Source organism: Micromonospora sp. BRA006-A, from assembly GCF_033433935.1.
In the GTDB taxonomy this organism is placed as follows: Bacteria; Actinomycetota; Actinomycetes; order Mycobacteriales; family Micromonosporaceae; genus Micromonospora; species Micromonospora aurantiaca.
Map to the genome: position 1 here is coordinate 3508834 of NZ_JANCLW010000001.1, position 18635 is coordinate 3527468.

Annotated in this window: 24 protein-coding genes; 13 read left to right on the top strand and 11 right to left on the bottom strand. The window is 73.0% G+C overall.

The window, feature by feature from the left end; all coding sequences use genetic code 11:
* On the bottom strand, positions 1-387 hold the full coding sequence (locus NMK34_RS15850; protein WP_318336359.1) for a YkvA family protein: 387 nt from the start codon (positions 385-387) through the stop codon (positions 1-3).
* 132 nt (positions 388-519) lie between these two features.
* Between NMK34_RS15850 and NMK34_RS15855 the strand changes: the two genes are divergently transcribed.
* The gene (locus NMK34_RS15855) at positions 520-990 is read left to right on the top strand and encodes a DUF1992 domain-containing protein (protein ID WP_318334048.1); all 471 of its coding nucleotides are present in this window, start codon (positions 520-522) and stop codon (positions 988-990) included.
* Positions 991-997: 7 nt separating this feature from the next.
* Here NMK34_RS15855 and NMK34_RS15860 read toward each other — a convergent pair whose 3' ends face one another.
* Complete coding sequence (locus tag NMK34_RS15860) at positions 998-1564, bottom strand: maleylpyruvate isomerase N-terminal domain-containing protein (protein ID WP_318334049.1); 567 nt, start codon at positions 1562-1564, stop codon at positions 998-1000.
* Positions 1561-2337, bottom strand: a complete 777-nt coding sequence (locus NMK34_RS15865; RefSeq protein WP_318334050.1) for a class I SAM-dependent methyltransferase — start codon at positions 2335-2337, stop codon at positions 1561-1563. The genes NMK34_RS15860 and NMK34_RS15865 overlap by 4 nt, the downstream gene beginning before the upstream one ends.
* 233 nt (positions 2338-2570) lie before the next feature.
* On the opposite strand from NMK34_RS15865, the gene NMK34_RS15870 reads away from it, so the two are divergent.
* Positions 2571-3524 (top strand): TerC family protein, encoded by a 954-nt coding sequence (locus tag NMK34_RS15870; protein ID WP_318336360.1) that lies wholly within the window; start codon positions 2571-2573, stop codon positions 3522-3524.
* A gap of 44 nt (positions 3525-3568) precedes the next feature.
* Positions 3569-4426: an MBL fold metallo-hydrolase gene (locus NMK34_RS15875; RefSeq protein WP_318334051.1), complete on the top strand. Its 858-nt coding sequence runs from the start codon at positions 3569-3571 to the stop codon at positions 4424-4426.
* Here the strand turns inward: NMK34_RS15875 and NMK34_RS15880 are convergent.
* Entirely contained in the window at positions 4423-4986 is a 564-nt protein-coding gene (locus NMK34_RS15880) for a hypothetical protein (protein ID WP_318334052.1), read from the bottom strand. The two genes, NMK34_RS15875 and NMK34_RS15880, sit on opposite strands and share 4 nt — an antisense overlap.
* Before the next feature lie 200 nt (positions 4987-5186).
* Between NMK34_RS15880 and NMK34_RS15885 the strand changes: the two genes are divergently transcribed.
* On the top strand, positions 5187-5645 hold the full coding sequence (locus NMK34_RS15885) for a tetratricopeptide repeat protein (protein WP_412098889.1): 459 nt from the start codon (positions 5187-5189) through the stop codon (positions 5643-5645).
* A 29-nt stretch (positions 5646-5674) separates the two neighbouring features.
* Here the strand turns inward: NMK34_RS15885 and NMK34_RS15890 are convergent, their stop codons facing one another.
* Positions 5675-6268: a TetR/AcrR family transcriptional regulator gene (locus NMK34_RS15890; RefSeq protein ID WP_318334053.1), complete on the bottom strand. Its 594-nt coding sequence runs from the start codon at positions 6266-6268 to the stop codon at positions 5675-5677.
* A 111-nt stretch (positions 6269-6379) separates the two neighbouring features.
* On the opposite strand from NMK34_RS15890, the gene NMK34_RS15895 reads away from it, so the two are divergent.
* Positions 6380-7582 carry a macrolide family glycosyltransferase gene (locus NMK34_RS15895; protein WP_318334054.1) on the top strand — a complete coding sequence of 401 codons (1203 nt, stop codon included), beginning with the start codon at positions 6380-6382 and terminating at the stop codon, positions 7580-7582.
* Positions 7583-7625: 43 nt separating this feature from the next.
* Here the strand turns inward: NMK34_RS15895 and NMK34_RS15900 are convergent, their stop codons facing one another.
* A complete protein-coding gene (locus NMK34_RS15900; RefSeq protein WP_318334055.1) occupies positions 7626-8162 on the bottom strand; it encodes a DUF1062 domain-containing protein in 537 nt (178 codons plus the stop codon).
* A gap of 335 nt (positions 8163-8497) precedes the next feature.
* Between NMK34_RS15900 and NMK34_RS15905 the strand changes: the two genes are divergently transcribed.
* Both NMK34_RS15905 and NMK34_RS15910 read left to right on the top strand, forming a co-directional pair.
* On the top strand, positions 8498-9115 hold the full coding sequence (locus NMK34_RS15905) for a TetR family transcriptional regulator (protein ID WP_318334056.1): 618 nt from the start codon (positions 8498-8500) through the stop codon (positions 9113-9115).
* Positions 9116-9177: 62 nt separating this feature from the next.
* Positions 9178-10746, top strand: a complete 1569-nt coding sequence (locus NMK34_RS15910; protein ID WP_318334057.1) for an MDR family MFS transporter — start codon at positions 9178-9180, stop codon at positions 10744-10746.
* 64 nt (positions 10747-10810) lie between these two features.
* Here the strand turns inward: NMK34_RS15910 and NMK34_RS15915 are convergent, their stop codons facing one another.
* The 3 genes from NMK34_RS15915 to NMK34_RS15925 all read right to left on the bottom strand — a co-directional run bounded on the left by NMK34_RS15915 (position 10811) and on the right by NMK34_RS15925 (position 13637).
* Entirely contained in the window at positions 10811-11119 is a 309-nt protein-coding gene (locus NMK34_RS15915; protein WP_194802546.1) for a hypothetical protein, read from the bottom strand.
* Between the two features lie 144 nt (positions 11120-11263).
* Positions 11264-12082 carry a TIGR04222 domain-containing membrane protein gene (locus NMK34_RS15920; protein ID WP_318334058.1) on the bottom strand — a complete coding sequence of 273 codons (819 nt, stop codon included), beginning with the start codon at positions 12080-12082 and terminating at the stop codon, positions 11264-11266.
* Between the two features lie 13 nt (positions 12083-12095).
* Positions 12096-13637, bottom strand: coding sequence for an ArnT family glycosyltransferase (locus NMK34_RS15925; protein ID WP_318334059.1), 1542 nt, complete (start codon positions 13635-13637; stop codon positions 12096-12098).
* A gap of 108 nt (positions 13638-13745) precedes the next feature.
* On the opposite strand from NMK34_RS15925, the gene NMK34_RS15930 reads away from it, so the two are divergent.
* The 5 genes from NMK34_RS15930 to NMK34_RS15950 all read left to right on the top strand — a co-directional run bounded on the left by NMK34_RS15930 (position 13746) and on the right by NMK34_RS15950 (position 16938).
* A complete protein-coding gene (locus NMK34_RS15930) occupies positions 13746-14234 on the top strand; it encodes a GNAT family N-acetyltransferase (protein ID WP_318334060.1) in 489 nt (162 codons plus the stop codon).
* Between the two features lie 58 nt (positions 14235-14292).
* A complete protein-coding gene (locus tag NMK34_RS15935; protein ID WP_318334061.1) occupies positions 14293-14820 on the top strand; it encodes a DUF2087 domain-containing protein in 528 nt (175 codons plus the stop codon).
* Positions 14817-15326, top strand: a complete 510-nt coding sequence (locus NMK34_RS15940; RefSeq protein WP_318334062.1) for a GNAT family N-acetyltransferase — start codon at positions 14817-14819, stop codon at positions 15324-15326. The genes NMK34_RS15935 and NMK34_RS15940 overlap by 4 nt, the downstream gene beginning before the upstream one ends.
* A 74-nt stretch (positions 15327-15400) precedes the next feature.
* On the top strand, positions 15401-15835 hold the full coding sequence (locus NMK34_RS15945; protein ID WP_013286325.1) for an Hsp20/alpha crystallin family protein: 435 nt from the start codon (positions 15401-15403) through the stop codon (positions 15833-15835).
* A 113-nt stretch (positions 15836-15948) separates the two neighbouring features.
* Positions 15949-16938 (top strand): tyrosine-type recombinase/integrase, encoded by a 990-nt coding sequence (locus NMK34_RS15950; RefSeq protein WP_318334063.1) that lies wholly within the window; start codon positions 15949-15951, stop codon positions 16936-16938.
* A gap of 65 nt (positions 16939-17003) precedes the next feature.
* On the opposite strand, the gene NMK34_RS15955 is transcribed toward NMK34_RS15950, so the two are convergent.
* Positions 17004-17375 carry a VOC family protein gene (locus tag NMK34_RS15955; RefSeq protein ID WP_318334064.1) on the bottom strand — a complete coding sequence of 124 codons (372 nt, stop codon included), beginning with the start codon at positions 17373-17375 and terminating at the stop codon, positions 17004-17006.
* Positions 17376-17474: 99 nt separating this feature from the next.
* Between NMK34_RS15955 and NMK34_RS15960 the strand changes: the two genes are divergently transcribed.
* The gene (locus NMK34_RS15960; RefSeq protein WP_318334065.1) at positions 17475-17933 is read left to right on the top strand and encodes a hypothetical protein; all 459 of its coding nucleotides are present in this window, start codon (positions 17475-17477) and stop codon (positions 17931-17933) included.
* Between the two features lie 3 nt (positions 17934-17936).
* On the opposite strand, the gene NMK34_RS15965 is transcribed toward NMK34_RS15960, so the two are convergent.
* Entirely contained in the window at positions 17937-18623 is a 687-nt protein-coding gene (locus tag NMK34_RS15965) for a thymidine kinase (RefSeq protein WP_370585003.1), read from the bottom strand.
* Positions 18624-18635 lie beyond the last annotated feature (12 nt).

The window sequence follows — 18635 nt, forward strand, 5'->3', positions numbered from 1 at the left end:
TCAGCGGCCGAGCAGGCGCAGCAGCAGCCGCGGCTCGCCCGGCCACGCGTCGAGCAGCACCTGCCGGGGCATCTGCCGGGCGGCGTAGCGCAACGCGAGCGCCACCACCACGATGTCGTCGAGCGGGCCGATCACCGGCAGGAACTCCGGGATCAGGTCGATCGGGCTGGCCACCCAGATTCCGGCGACCACGATCGCGACGCGGGCGCGGCGGGGCACCCGCGGGTCGCGGCGCAGCCGTCGTACCGCTGTCACGCAGTCGGGCACGAACGCGGCCAGATCACGCAGGATCCCCGCCGGCAGGCGCCGGGCCAGCAGCACCAGCACCGCCCAGCTCCCGACCAGGCAGGCCGCCGCCACCGCGAGTCCGATGAGCCAGTCGCGCACGCCGTCACCCCTCTCCATGTCCCGGGCACGCTACGCGGCGACCACGCCAAACGCGCGGGAACAGCCCGGCCCCGCGCGACGCTGACCCTTGTCGGACGGTGGCGGTTACCGTGGGTACGGGAGGTGACGGCGGTGACGACAGGCTGGGAGGCCGCAGTCGAGGCGCAGATCCGCTCGGCCCAGGAGCGTGGCGAGTTCGACAACCTGCCGGGTGCCGGCAAGCCCATCCCGGGGCGTGACATGCCCTACGACGAGGGCTGGTGGATCCGCAGCTTCATGGAGCGCGAGCAGATCCCGTCCGACCTGCTGCTGCCCACGCCGCTGCAGTTGCGCCGCCGCATCGAACAACTTCCGGCCGAGCTGCGCGACCTGCCCACCGAGGAGGCCGTCCGGTCGTACGTGGCGGACCTCAACACCGAGGTGGTGGCCTGGCTGCGTACCCCGACCGGGCCACGCGTGGTGGTCCGCCCGGTGAACGTCGAGGAGGCGGTACACCGCTGGCGCACTGATCGGGAACGCGCCGCGCCGGTCGTCACGGCACCGGCGCCGCAGCACGCCACCTCGGCCCGCCCGCGCCGTCGGTGGCGCTGGTGGCGCCGCTGAGACCGCGTCAGCGACGCGCAGCCTGCCAGGTCCACGCGGTCCGCCGCGGCCTGCCGCCGAGCGGCGCGCGACCGGTCAGCCACAGCAGCACCGGCGCCGGGTCGCCGTCCGGCGCGTCGGGGAACAACCGGCGCACCACCCGCGCGCACAGCCCGGCTGGCGGCGACCAGTCCAGGTCGAGCCCTCGGGTCAGGTCGTGTGTGTGCAGCAGGATCTCGGCCACGCCCATCGCGGCGAACCCGCCCGGATCGCACGGTCCGAAGTGCCATGCCCGGTCGTCCGGGCTCGCCGCGTCGATGGTGGCGGCGAGCATCCCGGCCGCGGCCGCCGCGACGGTGAGCACCTCGGCCGGCGCGGCGTCCGCGCGTACCCGCAGGTCGAACGGGAGATAGCCGCCGTCGGGCCGGCCGGACACCTGACCGGCGTACGCGACCAGGTCGTGCGCGATGTGCGCGGCCGTGGTCCAGCAGGACCAGTCGAGGTCGCCTGCGCGTACCGTCCAGTCCCGGTCGGCGGCGGGCCGCAGCACGGCGGTCATCGCGTCAGCGGCGGCGCGGACGTCGCCACCCTTCACCTGCGCCGTACCCGCAGTACGCAGGTGAGCATCGGCAGCGTGAACTCCCCGTGGGCGGTCTCCGGCCGGCTCGCCAGGTACGCGCGGATGCGGTCGAGCACCTCAGTGCGCTCCTGGTCCGGCATGACGAGCATCCCGGCCCGGGTGGCGAGCGTCGCCACGAGCGAGTCGGCGGTGCGGCGCTGCCCGTGCGGGAACTCCGCCTGCTCGGGCGAGCCGAACCGGGCCTCGCCGGTCCTCGGCAGGTGCATGGCCGCCGTCGCGGCGCGCCAGCTCGCGGGCGTGTCCCGGGGGCCGATGGCGGCGCTTCCGCTGCTCGCCGCGAGCCCGGCGACCCAGTCGACCCGGTCGTCCACGACGTTCCACAGCCCGGCCAGGACACCGCCGGGGGAGAGGACGCGGGCGATCTCCGGCCCGGCCACCGCCATGTCGAACCAGTGCATCGCGTTGCCGGCGACCACGGCGTCGACGGAGGCGTCCGGCAGCGGGATCGCCTCGGCGCTGCCGGACAGCGCACGTACGCCAGGCAGGGTGCGGCGGAGTTCGGCGAGCATCGCCGGGTCCGGCTCCACGGCCGTGACGTCGTCGCTCACCTCGGCCAGCGTGGCGGTGAGCTTGCCGGTGCCCGCGCCGAGGTCGAGCACCCGCGCACCGGGCGCGGGTTCGAGCGCCCAGCGCAGGGCGGCCCGCGCGTAGTCCGGGCGGTGTTCGGCGTACGCGATGGCCGCCGCACCGAACGACGTGGAGTGCCGGCGTCGTGCGTCTTCGTCCATCCGGTCACCCTAGCGACGGCCCGGACTCCTTGACGTACGACCGGTGCTTCGCGAATAATCGATCGTAGTTCGAGGGGGAGTACCCGACGTTCCACGCATCGCCGTCAGTACGGGCCCGGCCCATCCGGATCCCGGCGGTGCAGCCACCGCCACGGGTGGCCCGGGGAGACCTTCGTCCAGCAGCGCCGGAACACCTCGGGTGTGCCGGCCCGGGCGAGAGGTCTCCCTTCGTGATGTCCGTGTCCTGGTGGATCTGGGCCGTTCTCATGCTGGCGATCGCGGCGATGCTCGCCGTCGATCTGTTCCTGCACCGCGACAACCACGTCATCGGCTTCCGTGAGGCAGCGGTCTGGTCCGGCATCTGGATCGCCGCCGGCCTGCTCTTCGGCGTCGTCCTCTGGGCCTGGCAGGGCGGTGACGTGGCCGGCACCTACTACGCCGGCTACCTGATCGAGAAGGCACTGTCGATCGACAACGTCTTCGTCTTCGCGCTGATCTTCACCTACTTCGCCGTGCCCGCCGCGTTCCAGCACAAGGTGCTGTTCTGGGGTGTCATCGGCGCCCTGGCCTTCCGGCTGGTGTTCATCTTCGTCGGCGCCGAGCTGCTCGAGACCTTCTTCTGGACCGCGTACGTGTTCGGCGCGTTCCTCGTCTACACCGGCTACAAGATGGCGTTCCGCCACGGCGAGCAGACCCCGCCGGACCGCAACCCCGTCGTCCGGCTGGTCCGCCGGATCGTCCCGACCGACCCGGCCTATCACGGCGACAGGTTCTTCACCCGGGTCGACGGCAAGCGGGTGGCGACGCTGCTGTTCGTGGTCCTGATCGCGGTGGAGGCCACCGATCTGATCTTCGCCGTCGACAGCGTCGCCGCGATCCTGGCGATCACCACCAGCACGTTCATCGTCTGGACCGCCAACGCCTTCGCCATCCTGGGCCTGCGCAGCCTCTACTTCTGCCTCGCCGGGCTGCTGCGCCGCTTCGTGCACCTGCATTACGGACTGGCCGTCCTGCTCGCCTTCGCCGGCGTGAAGTTGATCCTGTCGGAGACGCCGGTCGGCAAGCTGCCCATCCCGGTCACGCTCGGCGTGATCGTGGTGACGATCGCGGCGTCGATCGTGTGGAGCCTGCGCAGCACCCGCGGCGCCGAGACGCTCGACGGCGCGGCCGACTCCTCGACGCGCTGATCCGCACCCCCGCCGCTGGAGCCCATGCGCACTACCATCTGCGCATGGGCTCCAGCGGGGCGTCCGTCGAAGCCGTCTTCTTCGGCACCACGACCGTCTACCTGTCCGACGGGACGTCCGGCATCCTCATCGACGGCTTCCTGAGCAGGCCCTCGCTGCTCCGCGTCGCGTTCGGTCGCATCGCCCCCGACCTCGCCCGGATCACCGGTGCTCTCGCGCGCGTCGGGCTGACCCGCATCGACGCGCTCTTCGTCGCCCACTCCCACTACGACCACGTCATGGACGCCCCCGAGGTCGTCAAGCTTCTCGGCGGACGGCTGTTCGGCTCCGAGTCCACTCTGAACGTGGGGCGCGGCGCGGGCCTCGGCGAGCAGTCGATGACCCGGATCGCCGACGGCGACGAGTACCGCGTCGGCGCGTTCACCGTGCGTGTCCTCGCCGGCGACCACAGTCCGGGCAACAGGTTCCCCGGCGTGATCGAGGAACCGCTCGTCCCGCCGGTCAGGGCGAGCAGGTACCGCGACGGCGGGTGCTTCTCGTTCCTCATCACCCACCCCGGCGGTTCGCTGCTGATCCACCCGAGCGCCAACTACGTGCCGCACCGGTTCGACGGGCTCGACGTCGACGTCCTCTACCTCGCGATCGGCGCCCTGGGGGTGCAGCCGCAGCAGTTCCAGAGCGACTACTGGCGGCACGTGGTGGACGCCACCCGGCCCGGCCTGATCGTGCCGATCCACTGGGACGACTTCTTCATCTCCCTGGATCGCGGGCTGCGGCCGCTGCCGAGGCTCTTCGACAGGGTCGCCGTGGCCAGGGCGTTCCTCGACCGTAGGAGCCGGGAGAGCGGCATCGCCGTACGGTTCCCGGAGCCCTTCGAGGTCGTCAGGCCGTTCGTACGCTAGGTGCTCTCGTCGCACGCGGCGCCGACCGCGACGCGCACCTCGACCTGCCGTCCGTGCGACTGAATCACCAGCGGTACGCACGCCGGGCCCGCCACCCAGGTGCCGCCGGTGTAGACCGACCATGCGGTCGACGGGCTCGCGGCCGGGCACGCCTCGACCTGCACAGTGGTCGCCGGGACGGCGCCCGGGCCCCACCCGATGCGGGCGCGTTCCTCCCAGCCGGGCGCCACCCGCACCTCCACGGCCGCGCCGACCCGTACGAGCAGGCCCCATTTGGCGAAGAGACGTGTCGGCCCTCGTCCACCGGATGACTCGTTCGGTTGCACCACAGTCGACGACACCGCCACGGCGTCGGCCACGACGCGGTATCCCTCACCCGGAGCCGGTGTCGTGGCAACCGAGTCGGCGCACCGCAGGCGCTGCCCGCCCTCGGGCAGTGGTGGCAGCGACGCGGCCCGCTCAGGTCGCTCCGCGTCGTCCTCGCTCGTGCACCCGGCCGCCGCGAGCAGCAGGCAGGTGGTCAGGGCGACGTGCCCCCATCTCCGGTTCGTGGGCCGCATGCCTCGATCCTGCCAAACGTCGCCACCGAGGCAAGCCCGCTCGGGACATAGTTAATGAATTACCGGTAACAGCAATCTGTTAATCCATGTGGTCAAATAGGACGAATCATCACCGCACCATAATGACAGTTATGTGCGCAGGCTCCGTGGGTGCTGTCGGCGTACGATCACGCCACCGCAGCCGAGGGAGCAGGGCGACGGTGTTCGACGCGACGCTGACCCGGATCAACGACGGCGTACAGATGCACCACCAGCACGGCCGGCGGAAGGACGCCCGCGACCTGTTCGCCCGGATCTGGGACGAGATCGGCCGGGAACAGGGTGATCCCCTGCACGTCTGCGTCCTCGCGCACGCGATGGCTGACGTGCAGGACGACGTACGCCAGGAGCTTGTCTGGGACCGGCGGGCGCTCGCGGCGGCCGACCTGCTCACCGACGAGCGGGTCGCGCAGGCCGGGGTGCCGATGTCGGTTGCCGGCCTGTATCCGTCGCTGCATCTCAACCTGGCGGAGTGCCACCGCAAGCTCGGCGAACTCGACCAGGCGCGGGACCACCTCCGGCGAGCCCGGGAGGGGATCGGCGCGCTCGGTGACGACGGCTACGGAGAGCTGATAAGGGACGGACTCGATCGGCTGTCGCAGGAACTGGCCGCCGGATAGGCCACCTGCGGCAGGCCGCAGGTGAATGGCTAGCCGCTGGTGCGCGTTGACGGGGTGACGGCGGCGAGGACCAGGTCGACGATCCCGTCGGCGTAGTCGTCGGTCAGTGGGCCGTTGCGCAGCAGCCAGCGGTGGTAGAGCGGGCCGAACAGCAACTCCACCACCTGGTCCAGGGGAGCGTCGGCGCGGACCTGGCCGGCCTCGCGGGCGGCTTCCAGGCGGGCGCGGACCGCGTTCAGCTGGGGACGGAGCAGCCGGTCGCGCGCCTGGCCGCCCAGATCCTCGTCGGCCAGCGTCTCGATGGTGATGGCGCGGGTGGTGGCGGACAGCCGGGGATCGGCGAACTCGGCGACGGTGGCCCGGAGCACCTGACGCAGATCGGCCCGCAGGTCACCGGTGTCGGGCAGGGCGATGACCTCCGGCATGTCGTCGGCGAGCGCGTCCAGGATGACCGCGCCCTTGCCGCGCCACCAGCGGTAGATGGTCTGCTTGCCGACCCCGGCGCGGGCGGCGATCGCCTCGACGGTCAGCGCCGGGTAGCCGGTCTCGGTCAGCAGCTCCAGCGCGGCGGCGAGGATCGCGCGGCGGGACTGCTCGTTGCGGCGGGTGGGCTGCGGGGTCACAGCGACAGCCTACTACGAGACGAGACGTATCGTCTTGACGGCCAGGTCGCGCTGTGCTCTGCTTGGCAAGCGAGACGGGACGTCTCGTCTCAGCAGAGATCAGGAGATCACGTGCCGCACATCGCCATGGTCAGCATCCCGTTCCACGGCCACGTCAACCCGAGCCTGGAGATCATCAGCACCCTCGTGCGGCGCGGCCACCGGGTCACCTACGCCAACGATCCCGCGTTCGCCGAGGTCGTCCGGGCCACCGGGGCGGAGCTGAAGCCGTACACGTCGACGCTGCCCGCCGACGGCGGCGCCGGCATCGACGACCCGATCGCGCAGCTCACACTCTTCCTCGACGATGCCGTCGCCATGCTGCCGCAGCTACGGGCCGCCTACGCCGACGACCGGCCGGACCTGTTCCTCTACGACATCGCCGGCGCGCCGGCCCGGCTGCTCGGCGAGCAGTGGGGGATCCGAGCCGTCCAGCTCTCCTCGACGTTCGTCGCCTGGGACGGCTACGAGCAGGAGATGGCGCCCGCCGTGGAGGCGATGCGTGCCGATCCGCGCGGCGCCGACTACTACCGGCGGTTCACGCAATGGCTGACCGCCGAGGGCTCGTCGGTCACCGACGGCATGGCGTTCCAGGGGCGGCCGGTGCGCAGTCTCGTCCTGCCACCGGAGGCGCTCCAGCCGAACGCCGACCGGGTGGACCGGTCGGTCTACAGCTTCGTCGGCCCGGTGCTGGGCGACCGCTCCGGCCAGGGCTCCTGGGTACGACCGGAGCGCGCCGAGAAGGTGCTGCTCGTCTCGCTCGGCTCCGCCTTCACCCGGCAGCCCGAGTTCTACCGCCGTTGCATCGCCGCGTTCGGTGACCTGCCCGGCTGGCACACCGTTCTCCAGATCGGCAAGCACGTCGAACCCGCCGAAGTCGGTCCCGTCCCGGACGGTGTCGAGGTACACCGGTGGGTGCCGCAGCTGGCCGTACTGGAGCAGGCGGACGCCTTCGTCACCCACGCCGGCATGGGCGGCAGCAGCGAGGGTCTCTACTGCGGGACGCCGATGATCGCCGTACCGCAGGCGGCCGACCAGTTCGCGAACGCCGAGCAGCTGGCATCCCTCGGCGTCGCCCGGGTCGTCGACTCGGCCACCGTCACCGCCGCGGAACTGCGCGAGACGCTGCTCGCCCTCACCGCGGACCCCGCCGTGGTGGCGCGTAGTGCCGAGCTGAAGCGGCAGGCCCGCGCCGCCGGCGGCGCCGACCGGGCCGCCGATCTGATCGAGGCCGAACTCGCCGCGGTACGGGGCGGTGCCGCGAGCGGCGGGTGAGGCGGGGTCGCGGCGGCCGGGTGCCGCCGCGACCACGCCCCGGTCAGTCCTCCGTCAGCACGGTGAAGGTGAATCCGGTGCTCGTCGGACGCTTGAGCGGGATGTCGCACTTGACTCGACGCAGCACCTCGGACCGGGTGAGCCCGAACCGGCGGGCGATGAGCCGGTCCGGGCGTACCGGCACCGGGTCGGCGAAGGTGACGTCCACCTGGACGGGCCACCGGTCCAGCGGCACCGTGGGCGCATCGAGCGTCCACGCGTCCGTCCAGTCCAGGGTGAAGCGGCAGCGCCGGGCGAACGCCGGGTCCAGCAGTGTGGCCGCCACCAGGTCGGGGTCGTTGAGCTGGTGGCCGTGCAGATCGGCGGGATCGAACGAACTGACCGCCGTCCGCTCCCGGACGGTGAGCTTGACGGTGCGGTCGCAGGACACGCACCGGACGAGCAGCCACACGTCCAGCAGCTTGCCGTTGGCGTTGACGCGGAACCGGCCCTTGGCGGCGGTGGCCGACTCGGCCCGGCAGACGGCGCAGCGCAGCGACAGCAGCGGAAGGCGGGTCCGGCGTACGACCCAGGGCAGCACGATATGCGGTTGGGATGACATGGAGAGACCTGATCTCTGAAGACCTGACGCGAGGCCGATTACGCGCGGCCTCGGACGCTGTGGCCGGGCGCGCGAGGGCAGCCCGGGGAGCCGGCGCGCAACGGCCGGCTACAGGCGTGGGGAACGTGTCAGGTTCTACAGAGCAGGAGGGGTCACGCGGAGTCGTCCTTCTTCGCTGCGACAGGAGTGCGGGCAACGTACGGGACGTCCGGAACCGCTCTCAACCCGTTTTCCGGCGCCGCTGCGATGCGGCGCCCATCACTTCACTAACTAAAAGTTTGCACTGTCTGCAAGATCGCTCGTAGTGTCGTCGCGTGACTCCGGATCAGAGCCGCCCCGGCCTGCGTGACCGCAAGAAGCGCCAGACCCGCGCCGCCCTCAGCGCCGCCGCGCTGCGCCTGGTCGCCGAACGCGGCCTCGACCAGGTGACGGTCGAGGAGATCAGCGAGGCCGCCGACGTGTCGGCCCGCACCTTCTTCAACTACTTCCCCAGCAAGGACGAGGCGCTTCTCGGCGACCAGCCGACCGACCGTGAGGTGCTTGCCGCCCGCATCGTCGACGCCCCGCCGGAGCTGTCCGCGTTCGACGCGCTGCGGCAGGCCTTCGACGACGTGGTCGAGGCCATCGAGGCAGATCGGGAGGTGTGGCTGCTGCGCCTGCGGGTGATCGCGGCGAACCCCTCGCTTCTTCCGCGTCTGATCAGCGGCAACGCCGAGACCGAGCAGGTGATCGTCGCGGCGGTGGCCGCCCGCCTGGGCGTCGACCCGTGCCACGGCCACCCGACGCTCGTCACCACGGTCGCCGGCGCGGTCTTCCGCACGGCCCTCATGCAGTGGGTCGAGCGACCCGGCACGACGACGCTGCGCGAACTGACCGCCGAGGCGTTCGCCGCCGTCGCCGCCGGCCTGCCCGACCCGTACGCCTCGGCCTGAGTCCTTCCTACCGGCCGCCGCCGTCGCGCGGCCGCTAGCCCGTGCACACGACAAGGAGTTCGATGACCACCGCCACTGTTCCGCCCGCCGAGACGGGTACGCGGATGTCCCGCCGGGAGGTTCTCCAGGCGTTGTCCGGCCTGATGGTCGGCATGTTCGTGGCGATCCTCGCCTCGACGGTGGTGGCGAACGCGCTGCCCCGGATCATCGCCGACCTCGACGGCAGCCAGACCGTCTACACCTGGATCGTCACCAGCGAGCTGCTCGCGATGACCGCGACGGTGCCGCTGTGGGGCAAGATGGCCGACCTCTACAGCAAGAAGCTGCTCATCCAGCTGTCCCTCGGCCTGTTCGTGGCCGGTTCGCTCGTCGCCGGGTTCACCCCGAACGTCGAGGTGCTGCTGCTCAGCCGGGTCATCCAGGGCATCGGCGCGGGCGGCATGACAGCCCTCGCCACGATCGTCATGGCCGCCATGATCCCGCCGCGTGAGCTGGGCCGGTACGCCGGCATCTTCGGCGCCGTGTTCGGTGTCGGCACCATCGCCGGTCCGCTGATCGGCGGCGTCCTGGTCGACACGTCCTGGCTCGGCTGGCGCTGGTGCTTCCTGATCGGTGTGCCGTTCAGCCTGCTGTCCATCGCGCTGCTGCAGAAGACGCTGCACCTGCCGGCGGTGCGCCGCAAGGTCCGCATCGACTGGCTCGGCGCTCTGCTGATCACCTCGGGCGTGTCCACGCTGCTGATCTGGTCGTCGCTGGCGGGCAACAAGTTCGACTGGGCGTCCGGCTGGACCGCGCTGCTGGTCGGCGGCGGGCTGGCGCTGCTCGCGCTCGCCGTGTTCGTCGAGTCCCGCACCGAGGAGCCGATCATCCCGCTCGGCATCTTCCGTAACCGCACCGTCAGCCTCACCACGATCGCGAGCATCCTCGTGGGCGTGGCGATGTTCGGCGGCACCGTGTTCCTGTCGCAGTACTTCCAGACCTCGCTGGGCAAATCGCCGACGGTGGCCGGTCTGATGAGCCTGCCGATGGTCCTCGGTCTGCTGGTCTCCTCGACGGTGGCGGGCCAGCTGATCACCAAGTACGGCCGCTGGAAGATGTTCCTGGTCGCCGGTGCCGCGGTGATGACGGTCGGCATGCTGCTGCTGAGCACCATCGACGCGAACACGAGCGTGCCGGTGCTGTCGGTGTACATGGCGGTGCTGGGTGTCGGCGTCGGCATGCTCCTGCAGAACCTGGTGCTGGCCGCGCAGAACGACGTACCGGCCGCCGAACTCGGCGCGGCCACCTCGGTGCTGACGTTCTTCCGCAGCATGGGCGGCGCGGTCGGGGTCAGCGCGCTCGGCGCGGTCCTGGCGAACCGGGTGACCTCGCTGACCGTCGAGCGGCTGGGTCCGATCGCGGCTGGCGGCGGATCGGCCGAGGTGCCGGACCTGTCCGCCCTGCCGGAGCCGGTGCTGCGGATCGTGCAGGACGTCTACGGCATCGCCACGTCGGAGATGTTCCTCATCGGCGCGCCGTTCGCGCTGCTCGCCCTGATCGTCGTGCTGTTCATCAAGGAGAAGCCGCTGAACACGCTCAGTGGCGACGAGCGCCGGGCCCGCGAGGAGGCGGCTGCAGCCGCCATGCACTGACCCGTCCGAACGAGCGTGGGGCCGCCCCCGGGAGCACCGGGGGCGGCCTCTTCCTCGCGTACGGTCAGCGTTCGGTGCGGTCGTTGATCTCGGTGCCGGACTCGCCGGGCATGGCGCCGATCGCCTCCTCGGCGGCCCGGCCGCCGGTGCTCTCGTCGCCCTGCGTCAGCGAGCTGCGGGGTAGCCCGGCCAGGTGGGCCGGATCCTCGATCGGCTGGGGCGGCCACTGGTCCTGCGTACCGTTCGTCACCCCGGCGCGGCGCAGCGCCTCGACCAGTTGGTCCGGCGACAGGCGGTCGACCTCCTGTATCCCGGCCCCGCGCGCAATCGCCTGCAGTGTCTTCAGGTCTTCGCTCACGAATGTCTCGGCCATGCCCGAGCCTTCCCGGCGCTCAAGACAAGGAAACCGCCTCTCGCCGACGGCCTGGCCCTACCCGCGTCGATCATGAAGTTGTACCGGACAAAACGGGCGCCGGACGCCGTCAACCTCATGATCGACGCGAAAGGAGAGGTTCGGTCAGCGGCGGGCGGGTTTGCGGGCGGGGCGAGGACGGTCCCGTTCCGGGTCGACGCCCACCTGCACGGCGAACGCCGGGTCCACGGCGAGCAGGGGGCGGGGACCGAACAGCGCCATCCCGGTGAGCAGCGTGTCGGTGTCGCGGCCCTGCCAGGCCGGGCGGCGCTCCGGGTCGAGGTCGGCGTGCTCGCGGCGCAAGCGCCGCAGCAGCCCGCGCGCGGCGGCGCCGGTCTCCGGCACCTCGGTCAGCCACCAGCCGCCGAGCGCGGTGGCCAGGCAGCACAGCAGCAGCCCGGCGACCGAGGCCGGACCGCCCGCCGAGCGCCCCTCGACCGCGCTGTCCACGAGCCGGGTCAGCCCGACCGCGGCGACCGCGAACAACGGCACCGTGCCCAGCGCGATCCGCCGCCGCTGCCCGGGGGTGAGCAGCCAGCCGTCGCGGACCAGCCGCCCGACCGTACGGCGCAGCGCCCGGCCCACCGCCGGGTCGGCGAGCACCGCCGCCCAGGTCTGCGGGCGGCGCAGCGCGCTGTGCAGGGCGCGTACCAGCGCGGGCGAACCGGCCGGGGGCGGTCCCTGCGCGTGCAGGGTGGCGAGTTCGCCGACGTCGACCCCGCTCGCGCGGCGCAGCGCGGCCACCCCGACCTGGCAGGCCAGCAGCGCCCGGTCGGTCAGGTACGCCAGCTCGACCCGGTCGGGTGTCGCACCGCGGGTACGGCGGCCGGTCAGTTCGCGTACCGCCACGGCGATCACGACTGCCACGGCGACCGCGCCGAGGTAGTCGAGGAGGAAGACCGGCCCGCTGACTCCCCAGAGCATGGCGGCAAGTATCTCAGGAGCCGTGGCGTACCTCGGTGTCCCAGATCTGTGACCACGGACGCCGCAGGCCCCGGGCGAGGAAGATCGGCTCGCCGTTCTCGTCGTTGTCGACGTCGACCCGCTGGTCGACCCGGCCTGCCTCGGTGACCTCGGTGAACCAGGCACGCAGCGGCTCCGGCCGGGACCAGCCGACGACGATCACCACGTCGGCGTCGTCGGGCGGCCGGCCGAACGTGGCCATGCTGTTGTGCCCGGAGTACGCGCGGGGCAGTCCCCGGGCCGGACCGTACCGGGCCAGCGCGCCGGCCTCGCCGTAGTTGCCGGTCAGCACCACCGCCCGGTCGCGCCCGGCCGGTGGCAGCGCGCGGTGCACGGCGGCCACCGAGTCGGTGAACTCGGGCCAGCCGATGGTCTCGCCCGCGTCGTAGTTGACAGCGACCACGAACCCGGGCAGCCGGTTGGCCGGCAGCGTGGGCAGCAGCAGCACCGCGCTGCTCGCGGCCATCAGCACGGCGGCGGTGACCAGCACCGCCTGCCGGGCCCGTGCCGCGCCCCGCCGTGCCCACGCGACGACCGGCACCACCCCGGCGGCGGTGAGCACCAGCAGCAGCGGCGCGTCGTAGTAGCCCTTGCCACCGGCCACCACCACGATCGCGACCACCACCAGCCACGCCCAGGCCAGCGACCGGTACGCCGCCCAGGACGGTCGGCGCAGCAGCGCCACCAGCCCGGCGACCCACACCGGGACCGCGAACGGGCTGATGATCAGGAACTGGAGCACCACCGCGTCGATCCGGCCGCTGTACGAGCTGTCTCCGTCGGCGATCGACGCGGCGACGTCGAGCTGCGGGAAGCCGTGCGCGGCCTGCCACGCCGCGTACGGCACGGCGAGCAGCGCGGCGATGCCCGCACCGGCGAGCACCCACCGGTCGCGCAGCAGCCGGCGCGGCCCGGCGATCAGCAGACCCGCGACCAGGCCCACGCCGAGCAGCGCGGGCAGCGGCTTGTTGAGCAGGCCGACGCCGAGCGCGAGCCCGGCGCCGAGCGCCCAGCGGGTGTCGCCGGTGCGCAGCATCCGTGCCACGCACAGCGCGGCGGCCAGCCACACCAGCAGGTCGACGCTCGTGGTGCTGAGCAGGTGGCCGCCGGCCAGCACGATGCCCGAGGCGGCGGCGAGCACCGCGGCGGCCGTCTGGGCCACGCGGCCGGCGCCGAACTGCCGGGCGATCGCGGCGACCAGGACCACCGCCGCACCGCCGATGAACGCCGACGGGGTACGCAGCACCACCAGGTTGCCCGGCGCGATCGTGTCGGCCAGCCGCGCCAGCGCCGGCACGAGGGGCCCCTGGTCGACGTAGCCCCAGTCCAGGTGCCGGCCGCACAGCAGGAAGTACAGCTCGTCGCGGTGGTAGCCGTAGCGGCCGGCCAGCGACAGCAGCACGACGGTGAGGACCGCGCCCACCACGAGAGGCGCGGCGGTACGCGGACCGGCGGGCGGCGGGCCACCGGGTGCGGCGGCCTCGCTCCGATCGATGCCGGCGACTGATTCGGCCACCCGTCCATGATGGCCCCGGCCGGTGGTCCGCCGATGTCCCGCCGCCCTCGGCCGGGTGGGCGGAAACCGGTGGCCGGACGGCCGGGGCGGCGGCTAGCGTGCGCGCCGATGCTGATTCGTGACTACACCGACGCCGACTGGGCCCAGGTCCGGCCGATCCTCGCCGACGTCGTCACCGCCGCCGACACGTTCCCGTACGACCCGCAGTGGCCGCCGGAGACGGTGCGTGAGGTGTGGGTGGAGCGCCCGCCGGGGCGTACCTCGGTCGCGGTGGACCACGACGGCGCGGTGCGCGGCACCGCGAAGATGGGCCCGAACCGGCCCGGGCCGGGGTCGCACGTCGCGACGGCGAGCTTCATGGTCGCGGCGGACGCCCGCGGCCGGGGTGTGGGCCGGGCGCTGTGCGAGGAGGCGCTGGACTGGGCCCGGCGGCGGGGTTTCGCCGCGATGCAGTTCAACGCCGTGGTGGAGACCAACACGGCGGCGGTGGAGCTGTACCGGCGGCTCGGCTTCACGGTGATCGGCACCGTGCCGGAGGCGTTCGCGCACCCGGAGCGGGGGCGGGTCGGGCTGCACGTGATGCACCGGCGGCTGTGAGCGCGGCGGCCGGAAAACGCCTCGCCGGATCCGGCGGGTTGCTGACAGGCTGCCCGCCATGACCGCTCAAGCCCTCGCCGGGGCGCTCGCCGACGAGCGCCGCCGGACCGTGTTCGCCGCGATCGTGCTCGGCGCCCGGGACGTGCCGGCCGTGGTGGCCCGTACCGGCCTGCCCGCCCGCGACGCCGCAGTGGCCGTCCGCCGTCTCACCGACGCCGGGGTGCTCGCCGACGACGGCGGCGGGCTGCGGGTCGACGCCGAACGGCTGCGCGAGTTCGCCCGGGCCGCCGCGGCGTCCCCGGCGGCGCCGGCCGCGAACCCGCGCGAGACGATCCTGCGCACGTTCCTGTGCGACGGCGCGCTGACCCGGCTGCCCGCGCAGCGGGGGCGCCGCCGGGTGCTGCTGGAGCACATCACCGAACGCACCTTCGAACCCGGACGGCGCTACCCGGAACGGGAGGTCGACGACGCGCTGCGCCGCTGGTGCGAGGGCGGCGAGGCCGACCACGTGACGCTGCGCCGCTACCTGATCGACGACATGCTGCTCACCCGCGAGCAGGGCGTCTACTGGCGGACCGGCCCGTGACCGGCTGGAGCACGCAGGTCGCGCACCCTTACGAGCCGGACGCGGCGCTGCTGCTGCGCGAGTACATGGCGGAGATGGTGCGCCGCTGGTACGGCCGCCCGGAGCGGCCCGGTGAGGTGGACGCCGCGCTGGCCGAGGACCCGAGCGACGACCTGGTCCCGCCGGCCGGGCTGCTGGTGGTGGCCCGCCGCGACGGCCGGCTCGCCGGGTGCGCCGGGCTGCGATGGCAGCCGGACTGGGCCGAGCTGACCCGGGTGTACGTGCGCCCGGAGCACCGGGGCGCCGGGGGCGGGGCGGCGCTGCTCGCCGCGATCGAGGCGTACGCGGCCGCCGGCGGAGCGGCGCGGATCCGGCTGGACACCCGCTCGGACCTGGTCGAGGCGCGGGCCCTGTACGCCCGCCACGGTTACCGGGAGATCCCCGCCTTCACCAGTGGCCCGTACGCGCAGCACTGGTTCGAGAAGACGCTTGCGGGACGAGTTGACGAGGCGGCGCCGGCGCGCTAAAACAGAACCAGGAACTTGAGTCACACAGACTCAACTTGAGACCTTGGGCCAGGAGAACCGAGGAGGCAAGAGCCATGTTGATGCGTACCGACCCGTTCCGCGAGATCGACCGGATCGCCGAGCAGTTCTTCGGCACCACCGCCCGGCCCGCCGTGATGCACCTCGACGCGTACCGCGACGGTGACCACTTCTACGCGGCGTTCGACCTGCCCGGCGTGGATCCGGACAGCATCGACTGCACCGTCGAGCGCAACGTGCTGACCGTCCGCGCCGAGCGCCGCCGTCCCACCGGCGAGAACGTCGAGCTGGTCGCCGCCGAGCGTCCGATGGGCACGTTCACCCGGCAGCTGTTCCTGGGCGACACGCTCGACACCGACCGGCTGGAGGCCGGCTACGACAACGGGGTGCTGACGCTGCGCATCCCGATCGCCGAGCGCGCCAAGCCGCGCCGGATCACGGTGAGCACGCCCGCCGAGAGCAACGGCCACCGTCAGCTCACCACCGCCTGAGCACGTCACGCCCGAAGCGGGGGAGGCCGGAGCGCCGGCCGGCCCCGCTTCGGCGTACCGGCGGTCCGCGCGCCTCGTCGCCAAACACCCCGTCGGCTGAGAACCTTTCTCACATGCTTCGCCCCGAGGTGCTGCCCCGCGCCCGTACCGCCGCCCTGCCCGCCGGCCCGGCCGACGTCACCGAGGCGTGGCTGCGCAACCGGCGGCTGTCCGAGCACACCCGCGACGCGTACCGCCGCGACGTCACCGGCTGGCTGACCTGGTGCGCCGAACACGCCGTCGACCCGCTGCGGGCCACCTTCCTCGACGTCAACACCTACGGCCGCGAACTGGAGTCCACACCCCGCGGCCGGACCGGCCGGCCGCTCACCCCGGCCACCGTCGCGCGCCGCCTGTCCGCGCTGTCGAGCTGGTACGACTTCCTGGTCAAGCTGGGCGCGGTGCCCGCCAACCCGGTGTCGGCGGCGGACCGGCCGCGCGTCGACCGGGACCACTCCGCCACCGTCGGCCTGACCCCCGACGAGGTCGACGCGCTGATCGCCGCCGCCGAGGCCGACACCGGCCCGGCCGCCGCCCGCAACCGGGCCGCCGTCGCACTGCTGGCCGACCTGGGCCTGCGGGTGGGGGAACTGGTCGCGCTGGACGTGTCCGACCTGGGCACGGAGCGCGGTCACCGCAGCGTCCGCTTCGTCGGCAAGGGCGGCAAGGTACGCCGGCGTGCGCTCACCCCCGGCACCGCGTACGCGGTCGACGCCTACCTGGCCGTGCGGGCCGCCGCGCAGGGTGTCACGGTGCCGGAGCTGACCGGTCCGCTGCTGGTCACCGCCACCGGTGGCCGGTTGGACCGGCACGCCGTGTTCCGGCTGGTACGCCGCCTCGCGCAGCGGGCCGGGATCGCCGCGTGGGCGAAGCTGTCGCCGCACTCGCTGCGCCACGCGTTCGCCACCACGGCCCGCTCCGAGGGGGTGCCGCTGGAGGACGTGCAGGACGCGATGGGGCACGCCGATCCGCGTACCACCCGCCGCTACGACCGGGACCGGCACAACCTGGACCGCGATCCGGCGTACGCGATCTGGGCGGCCCGGGCCCGCCGTCGCGGCTGAACCCGTCGCACCCGCCCCGGCCGCGATGCGGGCCGCGGTGCTCCGCGGCCCGCTGCGCCGACCGGTCAGCCCTGGGGGCGGGGGCAGAGGCAGAACGGCTGCCCGATCGGGTCGAGCAGCACGGTCCACCGCTCGCCGCCGGGCTGGAAACCGGGGCGGGTCGCGCCGGCCGCCACCAGCTCCTTCTCCGCGGCCGCCACGTCGTCGACGTAGAGGTCGAGGTGGTAACGCTTGCCGCCGCTCTCGTCGGGCCAGGCGGGCGGTGTGTAGCCGGGCACCAGGCCGAAGCCGATCGACGTGCCGTCCTTGACGATCATGGCGTACTCGGCCTCGCTGTGGGTGATCTCCCACCCCAGCGCGGTGGAGTAGAAGGCCGCGTGCGCGGCCGGGTCGGAGCTGTCGAGACTGATCATGGCGATGTCGGCATTGACTGTCATGCCGACAGTCTGCCGCCGGTGCCTGACATCTTCGGCCCGGTGCGGGCGCGCGTCGCAACCGGCTGCGCGGCGCGTTCCGGTTGCCTACCGTCGACGGTGATGGGCAGGCAGCGGGAGTGGCACCACACGGCCCGGCGTCGCCGCCCGCTACGCGCGGGCGTGCTGATCGCCGGCCTCGGCGTGGGCACCTGCCTGATCGGGGTGGCCGGCCTGGCGGCGTGGAACGCGCAGGTGGTGCTCCAGGCCGACGGGCCGGTGCGGGAGACCGCCGACGGTTTCCTCGGCGACGTCGCGTCCGGGGACACCGACGCGGCGTACGAGCGGCTGTGCGCCGAGGCCCGGGGCAAGTGGAGCAAGTCGGGCTTCGGCAGTTGGGTGCGGACGCCACCACAGGTCAGCGGATACGAGATCGTCGACGTCTCGGTGGCGACCCGGTCCGGCAAACCGACCGGGACGGTGATCGTGCGGATCAACCGGGACGGCGGCGGCAGCGAGGAGCGGGAGCTGCCGGTGGTGCCGGAGGGCGGCGGCTGGCGGGTGTGCGGGGATCCGTTCTGAGGCTCAGCCGCGCGGGCCGAGGTCGCCGGAGCGGTAGTGGCGCCGGCACAGCACCTGGTAACGCACGTCGGCGGTGTCCACGGTGTCGCCGATGACGACCTGGGCGCCTTCACGCACCACCCGGCCGTCCACCACCCGGGCGTTGAGCAGCCCTTCCCGGCCGCACCAGCAGAGCACCTCGACCTGGATGCGGGCCACCTCGTCGGCCAGCTCGAACAGCCGCTGCGCGGCCGGGAACAGGCAGGAGCGGAAGTCGGTGGCGAGGCCGAAGGCGTAGACGTCGACGTCGAACCGGTCGACCAGCTCGGCCATCTGCTCGATGTGTTCGAGGTTGTAGAACGACGCCTCGTCGCAGATCAGGTAGTCGACGCGTACCCCCTCGGCCCACGCGTCGCGGACCAGGGCGCGCAGATCGAGGTCGTCGGTGACCTCGACGGCCTCGTGGGCCAGGCCGATGCGGGTGGTGACCTGCGGGCCCAGCGAGCGGTCGATGCGGGTGGTGACCAGCCCGCGGCGGCCCTGCCGCGCGTGGTTGTGGTTCATCTGCAGCGCCATGGTGGACTTGCCGCAGTCCATCGGCCCCCAGAAGAACTTCAGCGCGGCGGCGTGCAGCGGCCGGCCGTCGACGCCGCGGGCGGCGGCGCAGCCGGCGGCCCGGTCGTCGCCGGGCCCCGGCAGGGGGCGGGCCAGGCAGGTCTGGGC